This is a genomic window from Sphingopyxis sp. USTB-05 (assembly GCF_023822045.1).
Classification (GTDB): domain Bacteria; phylum Pseudomonadota; class Alphaproteobacteria; order Sphingomonadales; family Sphingomonadaceae; genus Sphingopyxis.
The window spans coordinates 1,242,310-1,264,034 of the sequence record NZ_CP084712.1 but is presented as its reverse complement, the minus strand read 5'-3'; the positions used below and the strand labels follow the sequence as shown (position 1 = coordinate 1,264,034).

16 protein-coding genes are annotated in these 21,725 nt (G+C 62.4%); 7 read left to right on the top strand and 9 right to left on the bottom strand.

The genetic code is table 11. The annotated features are described in order from the left end of the window. Positions 1-29 precede the first annotated feature (29 nt). Entirely contained in the window at positions 30-1,382 is a 1,353-nt protein-coding gene (locus tag KEC45_RS05510; protein ID WP_252171623.1) for a L,D-transpeptidase family protein, read from the top strand. A gap of 183 nt (positions 1,383-1,565) precedes the next feature. Here the strand turns inward: KEC45_RS05510 and KEC45_RS05505 are convergent, their stop codons facing one another. Beyond that, positions 1,566-2,312, bottom strand: a complete 747-nt coding sequence (locus tag KEC45_RS05505; protein ID WP_062182085.1) for a murein L,D-transpeptidase catalytic domain family protein — start codon at positions 2,310-2,312, stop codon at positions 1,566-1,568. Positions 2,313-2,480: 168 nt separating this feature from the next. Between KEC45_RS05505 and arsC the strand changes: the two genes are divergently transcribed. From arsC to KEC45_RS05490, 3 genes are all read left to right on the top strand, one after another. Further along, positions 2,481-2,825 carry an arsenate reductase (glutaredoxin) gene (gene arsC, locus KEC45_RS05500; protein ID WP_252171622.1) on the top strand — a complete coding sequence of 115 codons (345 nt, stop codon included), beginning with the start codon at positions 2,481-2,483 and terminating at the stop codon, positions 2,823-2,825. Positions 2,826-3,126: 301 nt separating this feature from the next. Further along, complete coding sequence (locus KEC45_RS05495) at positions 3,127-3,960, top strand: TonB-dependent siderophore receptor (RefSeq protein WP_252171621.1); 834 nt, start codon at positions 3,127-3,129, stop codon at positions 3,958-3,960. Positions 3,961-4,474: 514 nt separating this feature from the next. Continuing rightward, complete coding sequence (locus tag KEC45_RS05490; RefSeq protein WP_252171620.1) at positions 4,475-6,259, top strand: TonB-dependent receptor; 1,785 nt, start codon at positions 4,475-4,477, stop codon at positions 6,257-6,259. Positions 6,260-6,386: 127 nt separating this feature from the next. Here KEC45_RS05490 and KEC45_RS05485 read toward each other — a convergent pair whose 3' ends face one another. Then, the gene (locus KEC45_RS05485) at positions 6,387-6,881 is read right to left on the bottom strand and encodes an Lrp/AsnC family transcriptional regulator (protein WP_252171619.1); all 495 of its coding nucleotides are present in this window, start codon (positions 6,879-6,881) and stop codon (positions 6,387-6,389) included. Positions 6,882-6,964: 83 nt separating this feature from the next. Here KEC45_RS05485 and KEC45_RS05480 point away from each other — a divergent pair, with 83 nt between their 5' ends. Further along, positions 6,965-7,849 (top strand): DMT family transporter, encoded by an 885-nt coding sequence (locus KEC45_RS05480; RefSeq protein WP_252171618.1) that lies wholly within the window; start codon positions 6,965-6,967, stop codon positions 7,847-7,849. A 12-nt stretch (positions 7,850-7,861) separates the two neighbouring features. On the opposite strand, the gene recF is transcribed toward KEC45_RS05480, so the two are convergent. Next, positions 7,862-8,971, bottom strand: coding sequence for a DNA replication/repair protein RecF (gene recF / locus KEC45_RS05475; protein ID WP_252171617.1), 1,110 nt, complete (start codon positions 8,969-8,971; stop codon positions 7,862-7,864). Positions 8,972-9,212: 241 nt separating this feature from the next. Between recF and KEC45_RS21855 the strand changes: the two genes are divergently transcribed. Then, positions 9,213-9,341: a hypothetical protein gene (locus KEC45_RS21855; protein WP_274520253.1), complete on the top strand. Its 129-nt coding sequence runs from the start codon at positions 9,213-9,215 to the stop codon at positions 9,339-9,341. Beyond that, positions 9,310-9,579: a PspC domain-containing protein gene (locus KEC45_RS05470; RefSeq protein ID WP_252171616.1), complete on the top strand. Its 270-nt coding sequence runs from the start codon at positions 9,310-9,312 to the stop codon at positions 9,577-9,579. Before KEC45_RS21855 ends, KEC45_RS05470 begins: the two co-directional genes overlap by 32 nt. 95 nt (positions 9,580-9,674) lie before the next feature. Here KEC45_RS05470 and KEC45_RS05465 read toward each other — a convergent pair whose 3' ends face one another. The 6 genes from KEC45_RS05465 to KEC45_RS05440 all read right to left on the bottom strand — a co-directional run bounded on the left by KEC45_RS05465 (position 9,675) and on the right by KEC45_RS05440 (position 21,723). Then, positions 9,675-10,376 carry a TonB-dependent receptor gene (locus KEC45_RS05465; protein WP_252171615.1) on the bottom strand — a complete coding sequence of 234 codons (702 nt, stop codon included), beginning with the start codon at positions 10,374-10,376 and terminating at the stop codon, positions 9,675-9,677. Positions 10,377-10,496: 120 nt separating this feature from the next. Further along, the gene (gene rpoC, locus KEC45_RS05460) at positions 10,497-14,780 is read right to left on the bottom strand and encodes a DNA-directed RNA polymerase subunit beta' (protein WP_062182100.1); all 4,284 of its coding nucleotides are present in this window, start codon (positions 14,778-14,780) and stop codon (positions 10,497-10,499) included. Positions 14,781-14,835: 55 nt separating this feature from the next. Beyond that, positions 14,836-19,014, bottom strand: coding sequence for a DNA-directed RNA polymerase subunit beta (gene rpoB, locus KEC45_RS05455; RefSeq protein WP_252171614.1), 4,179 nt, complete (start codon positions 19,012-19,014; stop codon positions 14,836-14,838). 401 nt (positions 19,015-19,415) lie between these two features. Continuing rightward, a complete protein-coding gene (locus KEC45_RS05450; protein ID WP_252171613.1) occupies positions 19,416-20,084 on the bottom strand; it encodes a DUF4197 domain-containing protein in 669 nt (222 codons plus the stop codon). Between the two features lie 72 nt (positions 20,085-20,156). Beyond that, a complete protein-coding gene (locus KEC45_RS05445; protein WP_062182110.1) occupies positions 20,157-20,573 on the bottom strand; it encodes a potassium channel family protein in 417 nt (138 codons plus the stop codon). 4 nt (positions 20,574-20,577) lie between these two features. After that, positions 20,578-21,723, bottom strand: a complete 1,146-nt coding sequence (locus KEC45_RS05440; RefSeq protein ID WP_252171612.1) for a glutathionylspermidine synthase family protein — start codon at positions 21,721-21,723, stop codon at positions 20,578-20,580. Positions 21,724-21,725 lie beyond the last annotated feature (2 nt).

Here is a 21,725-nt window from a genome sequence, read left to right as displayed (position 1 = left end):
TTCGCCGTTTTTGGCTATGGCCTTTGACTATGGCCAAAAACGCTCCCTTTTCCGTGCGTCACACCGCGACGCTTCTCCTCCCGCTGAGCCTGCTCGCGGCTCCTGTTCTCGCGCAGGAGGTCAAGGAGGATTCGGTGATCCTCCAGCCCGACAAGGTCAAGGATGACGCCCCCGTCGTCGCGGTCCAGATCGAGATGCCCAACTGGTCGGAGGAAAATGCGACCGCGCTCCTCAGCTTTATCGAGAAGGTCGGCGACGAAGGCCTGTTCGCGAAAGATTACAACCCCGACGGTCTTGCCGCCGCGATCCTCGGCAACGATCAGGGAAAGCTCGACAAGACCGCGACCGACAGCTTCCTGCTGCTTGCGACGCATCTGCGCGACGGACGCACGCCCAATGCGGCGCGCAAGCAGTGGTTCATGGTCGACAGCGACGGCGACAGCGAGCCCCTGCTCTCGCTGCTGACCGCGGCGCTCGGTGCTGGGACGGTGAAAGAGACGCTCGCGACGCTCGACCCCGTGCATCCCGATTTCGCGGTGCTCAAGACGTCGCTTAAAAAGGCAAAGACAACCGCGGAAGCCAATGCGATCCGCGTCAACATGGAGCGCTGGCGCTGGATGCCGCGCGCGCTCGGCGAACGCTATGTCGTCAGCAACGTCCCCGAATATCTGACCCGCGTCGTCCACGGCGGCACGATCATCGCGACGCACAAGGCCGTGGTCGGCAAGTCGGCGACCCCGACGCCGCAGCTCAATCCGATGGCGACCGGCATCATCGTCAACCCGACCTGGACGCTGCCGCGCAGCATCATCAACGAAGGCATCGGCGCGACGATCGCGCGCAATCCCGGCTCGGCGCGTGCACAGGGTTATACCTGGACGGGCAGCGGCAAGACGCTGTCGGTCGTCCAGCAGCCCGGCGCGAACAATGCGCTGGGGGTGATGAAGATGGAGATGCTCAATCCACATGCCATCTATCTTCACGACACGCCTTCGAAGGGCGCCTTCGCCGCCGCCGCGCGCGCGTTCAGCCACGGCTGCATCCGCACCGAGCGCGCGCTGCACTTCTCGGGCCTGATGGCGGTGATGTTTGCGGGCAAGAGCCCCGAGGAATTCGGCGAGGCGATCGCGAGCGGCAAGACGACGCGCTTCGGCTTCGACAACCCCTTCCCCGTCTATGTCGCATATTGGACCGTCATCCCCGACGGCAAAGGCGGCGTGAAGAAACTCGCCGACATCTATGGCCGCGACGCGCCCGTGGTCGCGAGCTTCGCCCAGGCCGGCCGCCCGACCGCCACGATCATCGCGCCCAAGCCGCCCGAGGTCGTGCCAACGGTCACGACCGCGCGCGCGACGACGCCGGGGACAAGCGGGATTTATTGAATGATATCCGGTTTCGACCGGGAGCCGCCCGATCTTTCGACGTCACCCCGGACTTGATCCGGGGTCCAGCTTGAGGTCGAAGCCAGTGGGTGCGTCAAAAAAGCGGGATCCCGGGTCAAGCCCGGGATGACGGAAGGTGGGTGACGGAACATCCGCTCCCCACCCCAACCCGTCTTTTGCCGCTTAGTCCGCCGTCTTCGGCAACGGCCCGTTGACCGAGCTCGCGCGGCGCAAATTCTCCATGCCCGGCAGCGGATCGGCCGGCGGCAGTTCGAACGGCTTCGGCATCGGCGGCGGCTCGCTCAGCCGGTCGGCGAACAGCAGCCGTCCTGGCCCAAGCTTGTAGAGGATCATCGGCAACAGCTCTTCGCCGAACACGAAACAGCCTTCGCTGCGCCCAAGCTTGCCTTGCGTCGCGATCAGCGCCGGATCGGCATACCAGGCACCATGGACGACAATCGCGCGCTGGTCGGCGGTATAATTGTCGGGTTCCAGCCCGGCCAGCCGCATCGACGATCCATTGGCACCCCAATAATAGTCGCTCGTGCGATAAGCGCCGCGCGAGGTCGCAAGGCTGCCCATGCGGTTCGAGAAATTCTTGAGCCAGCCATCGTGCTGCGGGTCCGAGCCGCGACCGTGCGTCACCGGGAACATCTCGACCTTGCCCGCGACCATGTCGACCAACGCAAAGCGCGGCCGCGATGACGGCAGGCCGAAATCGACGACGCCGACGCGATCCGATTGCGGAATATTGCGCCCCTGCATCGCCAACTGCTTCTTTGCGACGGCGACATAATCGACCGGCGGCGGCAAAGGCGCCACCGGCTGCTGAATCCAGTTGGGCAATTGGGCACGCGCAGAGGTAGCGGCCAGCGCCCCCGCTCCAGCGATCCCGGCCAGCAACGCCCTTCGATCGATCAATTCATTCACTTGAGCAACAACCCCGCATCGGCCGCCCTTTGACGGTCCCTACGATCCTGCATGTCGTATTCGGGCCGCGAAAGGCAAGCTGGTGGTTCCCCTTCATGCGGGAAGATGTGCCATATATGCCATGAATAGCGGGTTTACGCTGCTGTAAGCTCTCGTTAGGGCGGGATCATGAACGCGACCATCTGGCATAACCCCGCTTGCGGCACTTCGCGCAAGACGCTGGCGATCCTTCAGGAAACCCCCGGCGTCGAACTGACCATTATCGAATATCTCAAGAATCCGTACAGCGCCGACAAGCTGCGCCAGCTCTTCGCGGATGCCGGCATCACGGCGCGCGACGCGCTCCGCCTGCGCGGCACGGACGCCGAAGAACGCGGCCTCAAGAATGCGAGCGAGGACGAAATCGTCGCCGCGATGGCCACTAACCCCGCCTATGTCGAACGCCCGATCGTCGAAACCGACAAAGGCGTAAGGCTTTGCCGTCCGCAGGACCGGGTGCACGAGATTCTCTGACGCCGACGCCACGCCCTCGACGGGCTCTCTATCGAAAATCTCCTCGCGGCGTGCGGCGACGATTAGTCGAGCCGCCCGACGCGGCGCTCTGCTCGATGCCCTCGCCAAAAGCGAACAAGTTCTAGCTTAGCCGAATCTCAAGCGATGGCGCCCAAAGCGCTGCCGCCGCGCCGCAAATGTGCTTTGGGTTAAGAGGACGTTTGCAGCACAGCTTTGGGCGAGGCCGGCAAACGTGTCGCAAGCAGACCCTGGCCGCGCTCGCGTCGCATTAGAAAAGACATTTTCTATTTCAAACATGTGAATGGCCGCGCGCGACGTGCGTCTTACCCTTTGGGCGATTTTTGTGCGGGCGTTTGTCCGCCTCCCAAATTGCGCCCGGCAAATAAAAAAAGGGGACTTCTTAGTGAAGCAAATTCAACGTTCGAAATTAACTCTGAGCACGGCACCGCTGGTGCTGGGGATCGCTCTCGCCTCGGCGCCTGCCTTTGCGCAGGATGCGGCGGAAGAGGCCGCAACGACGCAATCCGACATCGTCGTCACCGGCACGCGCATTGCGCGCCCAGACCTTGAAATCACCAGCCCGGTTACGGTGGTGGGCGCCGAAGAAATCACCGCACGTCAGCCGAACGCTGCCGAAGACCTGCTGCGCGATCTGCCGGCGGTCCGGCCTGCACTTGGGCCGGGCGTGAACAATGGCGGCGACGGTTCGTCGACCGTCGATTTGCGCGGCCTGAATACCCCGGCGACCAGTTCGGCACAGCGCACGCTGGTGCTGCTTGACGGCCGCCGCATCGTGCCTTTCGGCCTTGACGGTTTTACCGATCTCAACACCATCCCGGTCGGCCTGATCGAACGCGTTGACGTCGTGACCGGCGGCGCCTCAACCGTGTATGGCGCCGACGCCGTGGCCGGTGTCGTTAACTTTGTGACGCGCCGCAATTTCTCGGGCGTCGATCTCAGCGCCAACTATCGCATTTCGGAACGCGGTGATGCCACCCAGTATCGCGCGGACCTGTTGATCGGCGGCAATTTAGAAGACGGCCGCGGCAATGTGGTGCTTGGCCTGGGCTACAGCAACCGCAACCCGCTCCTCGCACGAGCCGCAAGATCGCCAAAGTCCCGATCAGCTCGGTGAACGGCCTCTATAATGGTTCGACCGGCGCTGTCCCCGCGATCTTCCAGTCGAAGCTTCGATCGCCTACCAACCCTGACGGCCTGCCTACGGCGGGCCTTGGTGCGGTGATCAACCCTACGACGGGCTCGTTCCGCGCTGCGACCCAGAACGACCTGTTCAACACCAACCTCGGCACCTATTTCATGACGCCGCTGGAACGGTTCAACGTTTATGCTGCGGGTCGGTATGAAATCGCCGACACGATTGAAATCTATTCATCCGCCATGTTCTCGCGGAGCAAGGCGACGCTGGCGCTTGCCGCTTCGGGCACGTTCGGCAACACCTTTGACCTGCCGCTCAACAACCCCTATCTGCCCGCCGGCGCACGCACTCAGATGTGTGCTGCCAACGGCATCCCGGTTGCGGACTGCGACACCGCCGCTGCTGTGACGACCGGCACGGCACGGACCGTCCCTGTAATTCCGTCGCGTCGTCTTGCCGATACGGCCCACGCGCCAATCCGATCGAATCGAATATGTTCCAGGTGCAGACCGGGCTTCGCGGCAACATCACCGACAGCATCAAGTTCGATGTTTCGGCACAATATGGCGAAACCACCCAGAACCAGCAGCGTATCAACTGGGGTTCGTCGAGCAAGGTCCAGCAGGCATTGCTGGCCTATGACAGCAACGGCGCCGCTCCTGGGGGCCTCATTTGCTCGAACACGGCGAACGGATGCGTTCCGCTGAATCTGTTCGGTCCAGAAGGTTCGATCACCGCCGACCAGATCGCCTTTATCGATCTCGACTCGCAGATCAGCCGTTTGCTTCAGCAGGGCGTCGTCACCGCCAGCATTTCGGGCGACTTGTTCGGGTTGACCAGCCCGCTCGCATCGTCGCCAATCGCCTTTTCGATCGGCGCCGAATATCGCAAGCTCAAGGCCACCGTGAACCCCGACGCGCCATCGCGTATCCAGGGCGAAGTGCTCGGCACCGGCGCACGAACGCCGCCCGACATCGGCCAATATGATGTGAAGGAAATCTTCGGTGAAATCATCATTCCGCTGATCGAAGACAGCTTCATTCACAAGGCGACGATCGAAGCGGGTCTCCGCCATTCGGATTATTCGACCACCGGCACCAGCACCACCTGGAAGGCCGGCGGTACGATCGAGCCGATCGACGGCATCAAGTTCCGCGGCATGTATCAGGTCGCGGTGCGCTCGCCCAACACCAAGGAATTGTTCTTGTCGCCGGTACAGGAACTGAGCAATCTCACCACCGATCCGTGCGCGGGCGCGGCACCGACTGCTCCACGGAATCTCTGCGAAGCGACCGGCGCTCCGGCGGGGACCTATGGCGGCATTTCTCAGCCGTCTTCGGGCCAGATCAACACCACTACCTCAGGCAACGCCAACCTCGACGTCGAACGCGCCAAAACCTATACGCTCGGCCTGGTGTTCCAGCCGACATTTGTGCCGCGCTTCTCGGTCACGCTTGATTATTTCAATATCAAGATCGACGATCTGATAAGCGCACCGTCGCAGAACGACGTTCTGAACGGTTGCTACTCGACGGCGCTTAACCCGGCACAGACTCCTAACGAATTCTGTGCACGTATCTCGCGCAACCCGCTAACTGGCAGCCTCAACGGAGCGGGCGAAACTCTTGGCGTGATCCTGGCGAGCTCCAACTTCGGTAAACTGGCAACCGCAGGGGTCGACCTGGGCATGAACTATACCCTGCCGCTCGACGAGGTGTTCGGGTCGGGCAATGGCAAGTTGCGGTTTGGGTTCAACGCCACTTGGCTCGATTATTATCGGATTCAGGCGACGCCGAAATCGGTGAATCGTGAATGCGCGGGCTATTACAGCACGAGTTGCACCAACCCACGTCCCGAGTGGAAATGGAACAGCCGCATCGGCTATAGCGACGGCCCGATCGATGTGTCGCTGATGTGGAACCATGTCAGTTCGGTCCAGCTTGAGCGGGTACGTCCTGCAGGTACTCCGCTCAACACCCCGGCACCGGGCGGGCCGAACCCGTTCTGCACCACCCGCAACGCGGCGGGTATTTGCCAGAATGGCATCCTGCCCGCCTTCCGCCAGATCGATGCCTATGACTATTTCGATCTGTCGGTGCGTTTCGACGTCAACGACGATTTCGAACTGGGCTTCCTCGTTGAAAACCTGTTCGACAAAAAGCCGCCGCTGGTCGGTGCCGGCGTCGCAGGCACCGCGTTCAACAACGGGAACACCATGCCGACCACTTATGACGTGATCGGCAGGGCTTACACCGTTTCGGCCAAGCTCGCCTTCTGATCGAAGTCGAACCGAACAAGATTGGGGGCGGGCGAAGGCTCGCCCCTTTTCTCTTGCGCCAAGCTCCAGTTAGGTTTCGCCGCGTTGGTGTGCGTCGGTGCGGTATTTGATACTGGCGAACCTCAGTTCACGTAAACGGTATCGCGAGCGTACTCCCCGCCTTTACCCGGTCGAGCGCGACCAGCGTCCGGAAATTGCCGACCAGGTCGCTTTCGGAGAATATCCGGCGGGTCAGCGCTTCATATTCGCGCATGTCGCGGCAGATGATGACCAGAACGAAGCTCACGCCGCCGGTGGCATAATAGACCTGCTGCACGCCCGGCTCGCCCGCGAATAGCGCTTTGGCCTTGTCGACGGTCGCGGCGCGCTCGTCGCGCAAATGCACTTCGACGATCGCGGTGATTGCCAGCGAAAGCGCATCGGGCGAAACCACCGCCACATTGCGCTCAATCACGCCCGCCGCTTCCATCGCCGCGATCCGGCGCTGCACCGCGGCAGCGGACAGATTCACGGCCTCGGCGATCCGGCGCTGCGGTGTCTTGTTGTCGTGCTGGATGATGCGAAGAATCGCACGATCGAAATCATCGATTCCCCGACCCGCACGAGTGGATGATCCGGCCACCGCTATCTCTCCGAGCCATTGTTGCAATTGGGCGCCCGATATTGCGCGCACGCCCCGCCTAAACGAGATTATTCATCGTCGCCATGATGGATATGCGATCGACCTCGACCCAACAAGCCGCCGTGACCGGCGTTGCTGCGGCCCTCCTGTCCCAGATTTCGATGAATGTCGGGGCCGGCTTCGCCAAGCAACTATTCCCCCTGATCGGCGCCTATGGCGTGACATCGCTTCGCATCAGCCTCGCGGCGGCGATGCTCCTCCTGCTGTATCGCCCCTGGCGCAAACCGATCGCGCGCGACGCCATCCCCGCACTGATCGTCTATGGGTCGATGCTGGGCATCATGAACCTGTCCTATTATCAGGCGCTGGCCCGGATTCCGATCGGGATCGCCACCGGGATCGAGGTGATGGGGCCGCTCGCGGTCGTGCTTCTCGCGTCGCGCCGTCCGCAGGACTTTCTGTGGCTCGCGCTGGCCGTTCTGGGGCTCGTCCTGCTCCTGCCGTTTCGCCACAATGACGGGCTGGATCCCGTCGGGATCGCCTTCGCCTTTGGCGCCGCTGCCTGCTGGGCCTTTTACATCATCTTCGGAAAGCGCGTTTCCGGCACGCTGGGCAGCAACGCCGCGCCGTGGGGCATGCTCGTCGCGGCGATGCTGAGCTTGCCGATCGGGCTTGCCACGACGGGCGCCGCGCTATTCTCTCCGGGCTTCCTGCTGATCGGTGCGGGTATCGCCCTCTTGTCGAGCTCCATCCCCTATTCGTTGGAGATGGAAGCGATGCGCCGGCTGCCCGCGCATGTGTTCGGCATGCTGCTTGGCGCCTCACCCGCAGTCGGAGCGCTCGTCGGTTATGTCATCCTCGACGAGCTTTTGACGCCGCTTCAATGGCTCGCCATCTGCTGCATCATCGTGTCGTCGGTCGGCAGCTCGCTCGCGGCGTCACGGCCGCCCGCCGCGACCGAAGCCTGAACGGCCCGGGTATCAGCCCGCAGCGATGCGCCCGCCCGCAATCCGGAACCGCGTGACCGGCCCCGGCATGTCGTCGAACAGCGCCGCCTCGGTTCCCGTCAGCCAGGCCTGCCCGCCCTGCCCCGCCAGCCGCTCATAAAGCGCCCCGCGCCGCAGCGGGTCCAGGTGCGCCGCCACTTCGTCGAGAAGCAGCACCGGACGCTGTCCGCGCAACCGCGCGACGCAGTCGCTGTGCGCGAGGACGAGCGAGAGCAGCATGGCTTTCTGCTCACCGGTCGAACATCGCGCCGCCGCGCGGCCCGTCACCGCATGGACAGCCGACAGATCGTCGCGGTGCGGCCCCGCGGTCGCGCGTCCCGCCGCGGCGTCGATCCGTCGCCGCGATGCGAACAGCGCCTTCAGCGCCTCGACGTCGTGCGGGCCCTCGCGCACCGCCCCGTCGCTGTCGACCAGCGTCAACAATGGCCGAGCGAACGGCGCATCGGGCTGCTCCGCCAGTTCCGCCGCCAGCCCGGCCAACATATGCTGACGAGCCCTATCCATCGCCGCGCCATGCTCGGCAAGCTGGGCCTCCAGGCTCGTCAGCCATTGCTGATCGGCGCTACCAAGGTCGGCGAGCAGTTTCCCGCGTGCGCGCAGCGCCGCATCATAACGATTGCTGTGCTGCGCGTGCCGCGGGTCGAGCGCGAGCACAAGGCGATCGAGGAAGCGCCGCCGGTTGCCCGCAGTCTCGACAAATAGTCGGTCCATCGCGGGGGTCAGCCACAGTACCGCCAGCCAGTCGCCGAGCGCGGTCGCTGCTGCGGTCGCGCCGTTGATGCGCACGATCCGTCGGCCGGGCTGCGCGGCCTCGATCCCCGTTCCCAGCGCCACCGGCGCCAGGTCGGCACCGGCCTGAACTTCGGCGAAAACCGCAAAGCCGCCGCTCGCTCCGTCGCGCACCATATCCGACAAGGCCGCACGGCGCAGCCCACGCCCGGGCGCGAGCAGCGAGATCGCCTCCAATATATTGGTTTTGCCCGCGCCATTGTCGCCGTGCAGCGCGACGAGCCCCGCAGCCGCCGCGATGTCCGCGCCGGCATGATTGCGAAAATCGGTCAGCGAAAGGCGGGTCAGCGTCATCTGCCTGTCCGCCTACCCCAGCCCCTCGCGCGATTCCAGCCCAACACCAACATGGGTTCCATTGAATATTTTCCGACTATCGGTGATTTTCCCCATCTTAGCGCATTTTTCGCGACGAAACAATCTGTCGCAATCCAAAAAACCGCGGTTAACTGCCGATGAATGAAATTGGCACGGTCCCTGCAATAGTGTCGGCATCCACCGGATGGCCCGGATGGAAGGTTCAAGGAAGGATAAAATCATGGCCCATTTCAATATCGACTCGTTCAAGAGCTACGCAGTTGCCGCCGTTGCATCGCTTTACTGCTCGATGATGTTCCTCGCCGCTGTTGGCCCGAATGCTGCACATTTCGGTGGGCTGGTCGCCTGACCAGCCCCCACGGCCAACCAATAACGCCGGCCTGATCGCCGGGATGGAAAGGAAAGAAATGAAACAGGGTTTTCGCAAGAATCGTCGCGACGGGATGATCTTCGGCGTGTGCGCCGGAATGTCGGACCAGTTCGGCATCGACGTCTTGTGGACGCGCGTCGGCTTTGTCGCCCTGACGCTTCTGGGCTTCGGCCTGCCTCTGCTGCTGTACTTGGCCGTCGCGATCCTCGCGCCTTAAGGACAGCTAAGGGCCGGCCGCTTTCGAAGCGCAGTCGCACCGGCCCGCACATTCCCAGGACCAAGGGCTCACCGGCCGGACCGGTGGGCCCTTTTCTATTTGGGCCGCACCGAGAAACGATAGGGGATATAGAGGAATACCTCGGTCGCGCTCGCCTGAGCCCAGATAAGCTGTTCGTTCAGCCCCGCGACCTCGACACCATAGTCGGCTCCAAACGCCCCCGCGGTCTTGAGCGCTTCCGCAGCTACCAGCTTGATGATTTCGGGACGATATTGGTCGGGGTTGATGATTGTCAGCGTGATGCCGCCGCGCCGTTCCATCAACGCCCGTCCCTCGGCAGGCACCGCCTTGATGAAATTGTCGATCCGCGACTGCGCGCTACCGACCGACCCCGCAAGCTTCGCCTTCACGAACACCGATATCTCGCTGGTGTCGGGGCGGCCGCCGCCCGAAAAAACGAGGTCCCGATAATTGGCGGCGGTCACCTTTGTCAGCTCGAACTCACCGGTGACCAGTTCGACCCCCGCAGCATCGGCGCGGCGGATTGCAGCTTCGATCATCGCGTGAATCTCGCGCTTGCGGACCGCTTCGTCGCGCGAATCCGAGGTGAATTTCACCGGCTGGATCGCGCTATCGGCGGGGCGGCGCAACCCGACCACGGTCTGCTCGTCGGACAGATAGTCGGCCGAGGCGCGCTGCCCCGTCACGACCACCTCGCCTTGGATATTGCTGTTGTCCTGCGCCCCGGCCGGCAGCACGCCGGCCAGCAGCGCCGCGCCGAACAAATAGACTCGCATCGCCCGTCTCCCTCCCGTTGAAGCAAACAGGCTATCAGCTTGTCGCCAAAGAAAAAGCCCCGCCGGATCGCTCCGGCGGGGCTTATCTGTTCAGGCTTTACCCGAATTCGGAAGAAGGGCTTACGCCTCTTCGTCCTTGATCAGGTAATCGCCGGCATCGGCATCGCTGCCGTGGGTTTCGCCTTCGACGGCGCCCAGCGGATCGTCGCCGATCGCCGCTTCGGGGCCCTGCGCCAGTTCGGCGGCATGCTCTTCGGCAGCGGTCTTCGGAGCGATCAGATGCTCCTGGTTCGCGGCGCGCATGGAGGCGCGCAGGGCGGCATCCTTGCTCGACGCGGTGACGCGGACACGGTTCATGGCAGCGCCGGTACCCGCCGGGATAAGGCGGCCGACGATGACATTTTCCTTGAGGCCCTGCAGCGAGTCGATCTTGCCCTGCACCGAAGCCTCGGTAAGGACGCGGGTCGTCTCCTGGAACGATGCCGCCGAAACGAAGCTGCGGGTCTGCAGCGACGCCTTGGTGATGCCGAGGAGGACCGGACGGCCTTCCGCGGGGACGCCGTTCTTCGGCAGCTTGGCGTTATACTCCATCATCTCCAGATAATCGAGTTGCTCGCCCGGCAGCAACGTGGTGTCGCCGCCAGCCGTGATCTCGACCTTCTGCAGCATCTGGCGAACGATCACCTCGATGTGCTTGTCGTTGATCTTCACGCCCTGCAGTCGATAGACTTCCTGGATTTCCGCGACCAGATATTCGGCCAGCGCTTCCACGCCCATGACGTCGAGGATGTCGTGCGGGTTCGGCGAGCCCGAAATCAGCGCGTCACCGCGCTTGACCTGGTCGCCTTCCTGCACTTCGAGGACCTTCGACTTGGGAATGAGATACTCGATCGGATCGCCTTCTTCCGGAACGATCGCGATCTTGCGCTTCGCCTTATAGTCCTTCACGAATTCGATGCGGCCGCTGATCTTGGCGATCACCGCATTGTCCTTCGGGATACGCGCTTCGAACAGCTCTGCAACACGCGGCAGACCGCCGGTGATGTCGCGCGTCTTCGACGCTTCGCGGCTGACACGTGCGAGAACGTCGCCCGCCTGCACTTCCTGACCGTCCTCGACCGACAGCATCGTGCCGACCGCGAGCAGATAGCGTGCCGCTTCACCCGACTGATCGTCGAGCAAGGTCAGGCGCGGCTGAAGGTCTTCCTTCTTGGCGCGGCCTGCCGAGCGATATTCGATCACGACGCGCTGGGCGATACCCGTCGCTTCGTCGACCTGTTCGATCAGGGTCTTGGTGTCTTCCAAATCCTGATACTTCACGACGCCCTGCTTTTCGGTGATCAGCGGCATGGTGAACGGATCCCATTCGGCAATCCGGTCGCCCTTCTTCACCTTCTCGCCGTCCTTGTGCATGATCTGCGCACCATAGGGCAGCTTGTGCGTCGCGCGTTCGCGGCCTTCGCTGTCGATGATCGCGATTTCGCCCGAACGCGACAGCGCCAGACGGCGGCCACGCTGGTCGACGATCGTCGCCATGTCGCGATATTCGATCGTACCGTCCGAAATCGCTTCGGCGTTCGACTGTTCGTTGACCTGCGCCGCGCCACCGATGTGGAACGTACGCATCGTCAGCTGCGTGCCGGGCTCACCGATCGACTGTGCGGCGATAACGCCGACAGCTTCACCGATGTTGACCGGCGTACCGCGCGCAAGGTCACGGCCATAGCATTTGCCGCAAACGCCCAGCGTCGCTTCGCAGACCAGCGGCGAACGGATCTTGACCGACTGAACCTCGGCATCCTCGATCCGCTGCGTCGTCGCTTCGTCAAGCAGCGTGCCGACGGGCGCGATGATGTTACCGTCCTTGTCGGCCACATCTTCGAGCGTCGTACGGCCAAGGATACGCTCGCCGAGCGAAGCGATCGTCGAACCGCCCTGCACGATCGCGCGCATTTCCATACCGCGTTCGGTGCCGCAATCTTCCTCGATCACGACGCAGTCCTGCGACACGTCGACCAGACGGCGGGTCAGGTAACCCGAGTTTGCCGTCTTGAGCGCCGTATCGGCCAGACCCTTACGCGCACCGTGCGTCGAGTTGAAATACTCGAGAACGGTCAGGCCTTCCTTGAAGTTCGAGATGATCGGCGTTTCGATGATCTCGCCCGACGGCTTGGCCATCAGGCCGCGCATGCCGGCAAGCTGCTTCATCTGCGCCTGCGAACCACGAGCACCCGAGTGCGCCATCATATAGATGGAGTTGATCGGGGCCAGACGGCCTGTTTTCGGATCCTTCGGCTCGGCACGGATTTCGTCCATCATCGCGTTCGCGACCTTGTCGCCGCACTGCGACCAGGCGTCGATCGCCTTGTTGTACTTTTCCTGCTGCGTGATCAGGCCGTCCTGATACTGCTGCTCGAAATCCTTAACCAGGGCGCGAGTTTCGTTGACCATGCCTTCCTTTGACTCGGGGATGATCATGTCATCCTTGCCGAAGGAAATGCCGGCCTTGAACGCGTTGCGGAAGCCCAGCGCCATGATGGCGTCGGCGAACAGCACGGTCTCTTTCTGGCCGGTGTGACGATAGACCTGATCGATCACGTCGCCGATTTCCTTCTTGGTGAGAAGGCGGTTGACGACGTCGAAGGGCACGGTGTGCGACTTCGGCAGGCATTCGCCGATCAGCATGCGGCCCGGAGTGGTCTCAAAACGCTTGAGATACTCATTGCCCTGCTCGTCGGTCTGCGGGACGCGGCTCACCACCTTGGTGTGCAGCGTGACCGCGCCGGTGAACAGCGCCTGATGCACTTCGGCCATGTCGGCGAGCAACATGCCCTCGCCCGGCTCGCCTTCGCGCTCCATCGAGAGATAATAGAGACCGAGAACCATGTCCTGCGACGGAACGATGATCGGCTTGCCGTTCGCGGGGCTGAGGATGTTGTTGGTCGACATCATCAGCACGCGCGCTTCCAGCTGGGCTTCGAGGCTCAGGGGAACGTGAACGGCCATCTGGTCACCGTCGAAGTCGGCGTTGAACGCGGCGCAGACCAGCGGGTGAAGCTGGATTGCCTTGCCTTCGATCAGCACGGGTTCGAACGCCTGGATGCCAAGACGGTGAAGCGTCGGAGCGCGGTTCAGCAGGACCGGGTGCTCGCGAATGACTTCGTCGAGGATGTCCCAGACTTCCTTGCGTTCCTTTTCGACCCACTTCTTCGCCTGCTTCAGGGTCATCGACAGACCCTTGGCGTCGAGGCGCGCGTAGATGAACGGCTTGAACAGTTCGAGCGCCATCTTCTTCGGCAGGCCGCACTGATGCAGCTTGAGTTCCGGACCGGTCACGATGACCGAACGGCCCGAATAGTCGACGCGCTTGCCGAGCAGGTTCTGACGGAAGCGGCCCTGCTTGCCCTTCAGCATGTCGGAGAGCGACTTCAGGGGACGCTTGTTGGCGCCCGTGATCGTACGGCCGCGACGGCCGTTGTCGAACAATGCGTCGACGGCTTCCTGAAGCATGCGCTTTTCGTTGCGGACGATGATGTCCGGCGCGCGCAGTTCCATCAGCCTCTTGAGACGATTGTTACGGTTGATCACGCGGCGATACAGATCGTTCAAATCCGACGTCGCAAAGCGGCCACCGTCGAGCGGCACCAGCGGGCGCAGTTCGGGCGGAATGACCGGCACGACTTCAAGGATCATCCATTCGGGACGGTTGCCCGATTCGATGAACGATTCCACAACCTTAAGGCGCTTGATGATCTTCTTGGGCTTCAGCTCCGACTTGGTCGTCGCCAGATCTTCCATCAGATCGATGCGTTCCTGCTCCAGATCGAGATTTTCGAGGAGCACGCGGATCGCCTCGGCGCCGATGCCGGCCGAGAAAGCGTCTTCGCCATATTCGTCCTGCGCATCGAGCAGTTCGTCTTCGGTCAGAAGCTGGAACTTCTCGAGCGGGGTCAGGCCGGGCTCAAGAACGATATAGGCTTCGAAATAGAGGACGCGCTCAAGCTGCTTGAGCTGCATGTCGAGCAGCAGGCCGATGCGCGACGGCAGCGACTTCAGGAACCAGATGTGCGCGACGGGCGCGGCCAGCTCGATGTGGCCCATGCGCTCGCGGCGGACCTTGGTCACCGTGACTTCGACACCGCATTTTTCGCAGACAATGCCCTTGTATTTCATGCGCTTATATTTGCCGCAAAGGCATTCATAATCCTTGATCGGGCCAAAGATGCGCGCGCAGAACAGGCCGTCACGCTCGGGCTTGAACGTGCGGTAGTTGATGGTTTCCGGCTTCTTGATCTCGCCGAACGACCACGAGCGGATACGTTCCGGGCTCGCGATGCCGATCTTGATCATGTCGAAGGTTTCGGGCTTCGCGACCGGATTCATGAAGTTGGTAAGCTGGTTCATATTCTAAGCTCCACTCTTCCCCCCTCGCCGCGGGCGAAGGGGGTGAGGAAAATCATTATTCGGCGGCTTCCGGAAGGGCTTCCGGACCTTCGTCGGGGTCTTCTTCCGCATAGGAAGAAAGTTCGACGTTGAGGCCCAGCGAGCGCATTTCCTTGACGAGCACGTTAAAGCTTTCGGGAATGCCGGCCTCGAAGGTGTCGTCGCCCTTGACGATCGCTTCGTAAACCTTGGTGCGGCCGATCACGTCATCGGACTTCACCGTCAGCATTTCCTGCAGCGTGTACGCAGCGCCGTAGGCCTGGAGTGCCCAGACCTCCATTTCACCGAAGCGCTGGCCACCGAACTGCGCCTTACCGCCCAGCGGCTGCTGGGTAACAAGCGAGTACGGCCCGATCGAACGCGCGTGGATCTTGTCGTCGACCAAGTGATGCAGCTTCAGGATATACATATATCCCACCGTCACCTTGCGGTCGAAACGGTCGCCGGTGCGGCCGTCGTAAAGATCGACCTGACCCGAGCGGTCGAGACCGGCGCGTTCCAGCATCGCCGACACGTCGCCTTCGCGCGCGCCGTCGAACACCGGGGTCGCGAAAGGCACGCCCACCGACAGATTTCCGGCGAGTTCGACGACTTCATCCGCGCTGCGCGCCTTGATTTCGTCGGCATATTCATCGCCATAGGCCTGAAGCAGCGCTTCGCGAACCGCCTCGGGCGGGGCTCCCGCTTCGGGGTCGGGATTCGCCACGCGCCAATCCTCGAGCGCCGCGGTGATCTGACGGCCGAAACCGCGCGATGCCCAACCGAGGTGCGTTTCGAGAATCTGCCCGACGTTCATGCGCGACGGCACGCCCAGCGGGTTCAGCACGAAATCGACATGCGTCCCGTCTTCGAGGAACGGCATGTCCTCGATCGGCAGGATACGGCTGATGATGCCCTTGTTGCCGTGACGGCCGGCCATCTTGTCGCCCGACTGAAGCTTGCGCTTCACGGCAACGAAGACCTTGACCATCTTGAGCACGCCCGGTGCCAGTTCGTCGCCGCGCTGCAGCTTTTCGACGCGATCTTCATATTTCGCGCTGATCCGCTTGATCGCTTCGTCATACTGCGCCTTGATCGCTTCCAGGGCGGCCTGGGCATTGTCTTCGACAACGGCCAGCTTCCACCAGTCGGCGCGGTCGAGTTCGACGAGCATCTCTTCGGTGACGACGTCGCCCTTCTTCAGGCCCTTCGGCACTGCGCTGGTCGCCTGACCGATGAGCAGTTCCTTGAGGCTGGAGAAGGTCGCACGATTAAGGATCGCGCGTTCGTCGTCGGCGTCCTGCTTCAGACGTTCGATCTCTTCGCGTTCGATCGCGATCGCGCGTTCGTCCTTGTCGATACCGTGACGGTTAAAGACGCGGACTTCGACGACCGTGCCCGACACACCCGGCGGCAGGCGGAGCGAGGTGTCGCGCACGTCGCTGGCCTTTTCACCGAAGATCGCGCGCAGCAGCTTTTCTTCCGGCGTCATCGGCGATTCACCCTTGGGGGTGATCTTGCCGGCCAGAATGTCGCCCGGGCCGACTTCGGCACCGATATAGACAATGCCCGCTTCGTCGAGGTTGCGAAGCGCTTCCTCGCCGACGTTCGGGATGTCGCGCGTGATGTCTTCGGGCCCAAGGCGCGTGTCGCGTGCGGTGACTTCGAATTCCTCGATGTGGATCGAGGTGAAGACGTCGTCCTTCACGATGCGTTCGCTGATGAGGATACTATCCTCATAGTTATAGCCGTTCCACGGCATGAACGCGACGAGCACATTCTTGCCGAGAGCCAGTTCGCCGAGTTCGGTCGACGGACCGTCGGCGATGATGTCGCCAGCGCGGACGATCTCGCCCACCTTCACCAGCGGACGCTGGTTGATGCAGGTGTTCTGGTTCGAACGCTGGAACTTCTGGAGGCGATAGATATCGACGCCCGACTTGCCGGGTTCGACCATATCGGTCGCACGGATAACGATACGCGTCGCATCGACCTGGTCGATCACGCCGCCGCGGCGCGCCGCGATGGCTGCGCCCGAATCGCGCGCAACGGTTTCTTCCATGCCGGTGCCGACGACCGGAGCCTCGGCCCGGATCAGCGGCACAGCCTGACGCTGCATGTTCGAACCCATGAGCGCGCGGTTGGCGTCATCGTTTTCCAGGAAGGGAATCAGCGATGCCGCGACCGAAACGAGCTGCTTCGGCGACACGTCCATCAGCGTGATCTGATCGCGCGGGGCCATCAGGAATTCGCCCGCTTCGCGTGCCGAGATCAGCTCGTCGATAAAGCTGCCATCGTCGTTCAGATCGGCGTTCGCCTGCGCAACCGTGTGCTTCTGCTCTTCCATCGCCGACAGATAGACGACCTCATTGGTCACCTTGCCGTCGATGATGCGGCGGTACGGCGTCTCGATGAAGCCGTACTTATTGACGCGCGCGAAGGTCGCGAGGCTGTTGATCAGACCGATGTTCGGGCCTTCCGGCGTTTCGATCGGGCAGATACGGCCATAGTGCGTCGGGTGAACGTCGCGGACTTCGAAGCCCGCGCGTTCGCGCGTCAGACCGCCCGGCCCGAGCGCCGAAACGCGGCGCTTATGCGTCACTTCCGACAGCGGGTTGGTCTGGTCCATGAACTGCGAGAGCTGCGACGAGCCGAAGAATTCGCGAACCGCGGCGACGGCCGGCTTCGCGTTGATCAGGTCGTTCGGCATCACGGTCGACACGTCGACCGAGCTCATGCGCTCCTTCACGGCGCGCTCCATGCGGAGCAGGCCGACGCGATACTGGTTTTCCAGCAGTTCGCCGACCGAACGGACACGACGGTTACCGAGGTTGTCGATATCGTCGATTTCGCCCTTGCCGTCCTTCAGGTTCACCAGTTCCTTGACGACGGCGAGGATGTCCTCGCTGCGCAGCGTGGTGACCGTGTCCTCGGCATCGAGGCCAAGGCGCATGTTGAGCTTGACGCGGCCGACGGCCGACAGGTCGTAACGCTCGGGATCGAAGAACAGGCCGCCGAACAGTGCTTCCGCGGTTTCACGCGTCGGCGGTTCGCCGGGGCGCATGACGCGATAGATATCCGAAAGCGCCTGGTCGCGGTCTTCGGCCTTGTCGGCCTTCAGCGTGTTGCGGATCCAGGGGCCCGTGTTGTTGTGGTCGATGTCGAGCAGGACGAGCTTGTCGAGACCGGCACCGTCGATCTTTTCCAGATTGTCGGCGCTCACTTCGTCGCCGGCCTCGATGTAGATCTCGCCGGTCGCTTCGTTGATCAGGTCATAGGCCGAGTAACGGCCGAAGATTTCCTCGGTCGGGATCAGCAGCGTGTCGAGACCGTCCTTCGCCGCCTTGTTGGCAAGGCGCGGGCTGATCTTGTGGCCGGCGGCGAAGACGACTTCGCCCGTCTTGGCGTCGACGACATCGAACGCGGGCTTCGCGCCGCGCCAGTTTTCAACGACGAACGGTACTTTCCAGCCGTTTTCCGCGCGCTCAAAGACAAGGCGGTCGTAGAAGGTGTTGAGGATTTCCTCACCCGACATGCCCAGCGCGTACAGCAGGCTGGTGACCGGCAGCTTGCGCTTGCGGTCGATACGGACGTTGACGATGTCCTTGGCGTCGAATTCGAAGTCGAGCCACGAACCGCGGTACGGAATGACGCGGGCGGCGAACAGGAACTTGCCCGACGAGTGGGTCTTGCCGCGGTCATGGTCGAAGAGCACACCCGGCGAACGGTGCATCTGCGACACGATAACGCGCTCGGTACCATTGACGAAGAAGGTGCCGTTATCGGTCATGAGCGGCATGTCGCCCATGTAAACGTCCTGCTCCTTGATATCGAGGACCGAACGGGTGTCGGTTTCGCTGTCGACTTCAAAGACGATCAGGCGCAGCGTGACCTTCATCGGCGCCGCATAGGTGATGCCGCGCTGACGGCATTCCTCGACGTCATATTTGGGCGCTTCAAGTTCGTAGTGAACGAAGTCGAGTTCGGCGGTGCCGGCGAAATCGCGGATCGGAAAAACGCTGCGCAGCGTCTTTTCGAGGCCCGAAACATAGCCGACCGAGGGGTCGGACCGCAGGAATTGTTCGTAGGATTCGCGCTGCACCTCGATCAGGTTGGGCATCTCCACCGCTTCGTGGATATTGCCGAACAGCTTACGGATCCGCTTGCTTGCGGTTGCTTCGAGGGCCTTGCCCACCGACTTCGCCTTGGTCGCCATAAGTGATTGTCTCGCCTTGATAAATTAAGTCGCGAACGCGATAGAGACGCAAAAAGGCCGCAAGCAACCGTTGCCGGTTTACCGCAGCTTATTGACGCATCTCGAAATCCCCGCCGACCTATCCGTACAGCCTGCCGCGCAAAGTCAGGCTCTATCTCGGACGATGGGGTGTGACGGCGATATAGGATTTGGGGTGCACAGTGTCAACGGCAGCGCGGCAAAGCGATGGGGACCGACGGCACGAAGATAAAGAGCGCACGTTAACTCGCCCACTTTCGTCATCCCGGGCCTGACCCGGGATCCCGCTTTTTGAAGATACCGGCGCGCTTCGATCTCAATCGGGACCGTGGATCAAGTCCGCGGTGACGATAAGGAGGTGGAAGCCTCTGCTCGCCCTCGCCTTAGAAAACACCCTTGAGCAGCGCCGCCGGGTTCCGGCGGAGCGCCGCCTCCTCGCCCGCCATATAATGGAAGATGCCCTTCAGCGCCTGCTCGGTCACCGATCGTGTCAGCCCGTCGCGCGTCAGCCCGGCGGAGGCGAACAGCTGATTGCCATTCGAAAGCTGATCGAGTTGGCGATAGGCGCCGACATTCTCGAGCGCCGATCCAATCAGCGGCGACACTTTGGTGAACAGCACATCGCCGGCACTCGTCTGCAGATAGCGCGTCGCGCCGTCATTCTTCGTCACAAGCGCGGGCGCATCGGTCCAGCGCAGATTGTCGATCGCGGCGCGAAACACGGGCTTCGCCTCGCCCGCCGCCTTGCCGCCGGCGTCGTTCAGGCTTTTGGTCAAATTGGTCGTGAGCCCCAGCTTGTCGCCCATGCCGAACAGCTTAGAGGCCAACTTGCCGCTCGCCCCAGGCAGCAGGATGCGCACCGCAGTATCGCGATAAAAGGCGCCAGGCTGCGCAAGCTTGTCGAGCGCACCGTCGGACGCGCCCGCGATCAGCCCCTTTACCCCGCTTTTCGGCAGCTTCGCCAAGGCCCAGGGCGCCTGCCCGAGCGCCGCGATTCCGGCGATGCCCGCAAGCAGCATCCGCCGCGCCATCATTGCCTCATCCGCTCCCATGACGTTCCTCCGCTACCCTGCGATCCAGGGCCAAAGCCTAACAGGAAAATGGTCACGGACAAAGCGACTGCCCTATCGTTCGCCTTGCCCCGATGCGGCATCGACCCCTTCCGCGCCCTGCACGGCAATTCCGGCGCGGGCCAGCGCGTCTTCGATCCGCTTCAACCCGACAAGGATCTGCTCCTGCTCCTCATGGGTGAATGCGTCGCGATCCTGGTTCATGCGGTCGATCAACCGGACGACGATCAACGGAGCGACCCCAAAGATCGACAGGTGCATCAATCCAAAGGCGAGCGCCCGTCCGCCGACCGTCTGGGGAATGACGTCGCCATAGCCGGTGGACGTCGCGGTCGTACCCGCCCAATACAGGCTGTCTATAAAGGTTCGCCCTTCCAACCCCGCATATAACGCTGCGCTGATCAACAGCATCGCCGAATATATGACGGCCAGTTCCTTCAACGTATCGGTCGCAGCGTGAAGCTTGATCATGTCCCTACCCCCTGATGACGTGCGGGATGAACCGCGCGCGATTACCGGTGATCAACCCGTCCTCCCTGATCCCCATGCCCGCGGCCTGGCCGTCGACGATCCAGCAGCCAAGCACCGGATAACCGCGGCCGAAATCGCGGAGCGGGTAAAGTTCCTGATACAGCGTCGCGCCATCGCTATATGCGCCCATGGTCTTTGCCAGCGTTGCTCCGCGCGCGACGACCTCGATGTTCGAACCTTCGCGCGCCAGAAACGGCTTGGCGACGAAGTCCGGCCCGATATCCTCGCGCCGGACCGACGCCGCCAGCAGATTGGGGTGCCCCGGAAACATCGTCCATAATATCTGCAGGATTGCCTTGTTGCTCCAGATCATCTTCCAGATCGGTTCGATCCATACCGTGTCGGGCAGGTGGCGAACGATGTCGGGGCCATAGGCCTCGTTGACGATCCACTCCCAGGGATAAAGCTTGAAGATGGCGCTGATCAGCCGATCCTCGCGATCGACCACGCGCCCCTGCGCATCGACACCGATATCGTCGATCACCACGGCATGCGTTTCCAGCCCGGCCTGCGCGGCAAGGTCGCGCATATAGGTGGTGGTGATCGTGTCTTCATGCGCGATATCGGCCGTGTGCGTGAACCAGACGCGTTTGCCGGACAGACGGCCGCCGATCGCGGCCCAGCGGTCGATCAGCTTTTCGTGCAGGCTGTTGAACTGGTCGAGTTCGGGGAAACGATCTTCCTTCCATTCCCACTGGATGACCGCGGCCTCCAGCATCGAAGTCGGCGTATCGCAGTTGAACTCGAAAAGCTTGGGCTCACCCTTGCCATGATAGCCGAGGTCGAACCGGCCATAGTTCAGCGCCGGAGGTTCGTTTCGCCACGCGTCCCGGATCGCGCGATGGCAATAGGCGGGGATACCGAACAGGTTGAGCAGATCGGGGTCGCCCGCAATCTTTTCGCCCGCCGCAAGGAACAGCCGATAAAGTTCTTCGGCCGCGTCCTCGATCCGCTCGATCTCCTCCAGCGGAAAGCTGTAATAACCGCTCTCGTCCCAATAGGACTGGCCGTCCTCGCTATGCCAGAGCAGGCCCTGGGATTCGACAATGGCGGGCCATCCGTGGCGCGGCGCAATCGCATGCCGATCCACTG

Bases quoted from the DNA above. Each gene is read 5' to 3' on its own strand.
- KEC45_RS05510 (WP_252171623.1), top strand. From the start codon at position 30: ATGGCCAAAAACGCTCCCTTTTCCGTGCGTCACACCGCGACGCTTCTC.
- arsC (WP_252171622.1), top strand. From the start codon at position 2,481: ATGAACGCGACCATCTGGCATAACCCCGCTTGCGGCACTTCGCGCAAG.
- KEC45_RS05495 (WP_252171621.1), top strand. From the start codon at position 3,127: ATGGCCGCGCGCGACGTGCGTCTTACCCTTTGGGCGATTTTTGTGCGG.
- KEC45_RS05490 (WP_252171620.1), top strand. From the start codon at position 4,475: ATGTTCCAGGTGCAGACCGGGCTTCGCGGCAACATCACCGACAGCATC.
- KEC45_RS05480 (WP_252171618.1), top strand. From the start codon at position 6,965: ATGATGGATATGCGATCGACCTCGACCCAACAAGCCGCCGTGACCGGC.
- recF (WP_252171617.1), bottom strand. From the start codon at position 8,971: ATGACGCTGACCCGCCTTTCGCTGACCGATTTTCGCAATCATGCCGGC.
- KEC45_RS21855 (WP_274520253.1), top strand. From the start codon at position 9,213: ATGGCCCATTTCAATATCGACTCGTTCAAGAGCTACGCAGTTGCCGCC.
- KEC45_RS05470 (WP_252171616.1), top strand. From the start codon at position 9,310: ATGCTGCACATTTCGGTGGGCTGGTCGCCTGACCAGCCCCCACGGCCA.
- KEC45_RS05465 (WP_252171615.1), bottom strand. From the start codon at position 10,376: ATGCGAGTCTATTTGTTCGGCGCGGCGCTGCTGGCCGGCGTGCTGCCG.
- rpoC (WP_062182100.1), bottom strand. From the start codon at position 14,780: ATGAACCAGCTTACCAACTTCATGAATCCGGTCGCGAAGCCCGAAACC.
- rpoB (WP_252171614.1), bottom strand. From the start codon at position 19,014: ATGGCGACCAAGGCGAAGTCGGTGGGCAAGGCCCTCGAAGCAACCGCA.
- KEC45_RS05450 (WP_252171613.1), bottom strand. From the start codon at position 20,084: ATGGGAGCGGATGAGGCAATGATGGCGCGGCGGATGCTGCTTGCGGGC.
- KEC45_RS05445 (WP_062182110.1), bottom strand. From the start codon at position 20,573: ATGATCAAGCTTCACGCTGCGACCGATACGTTGAAGGAACTGGCCGTC.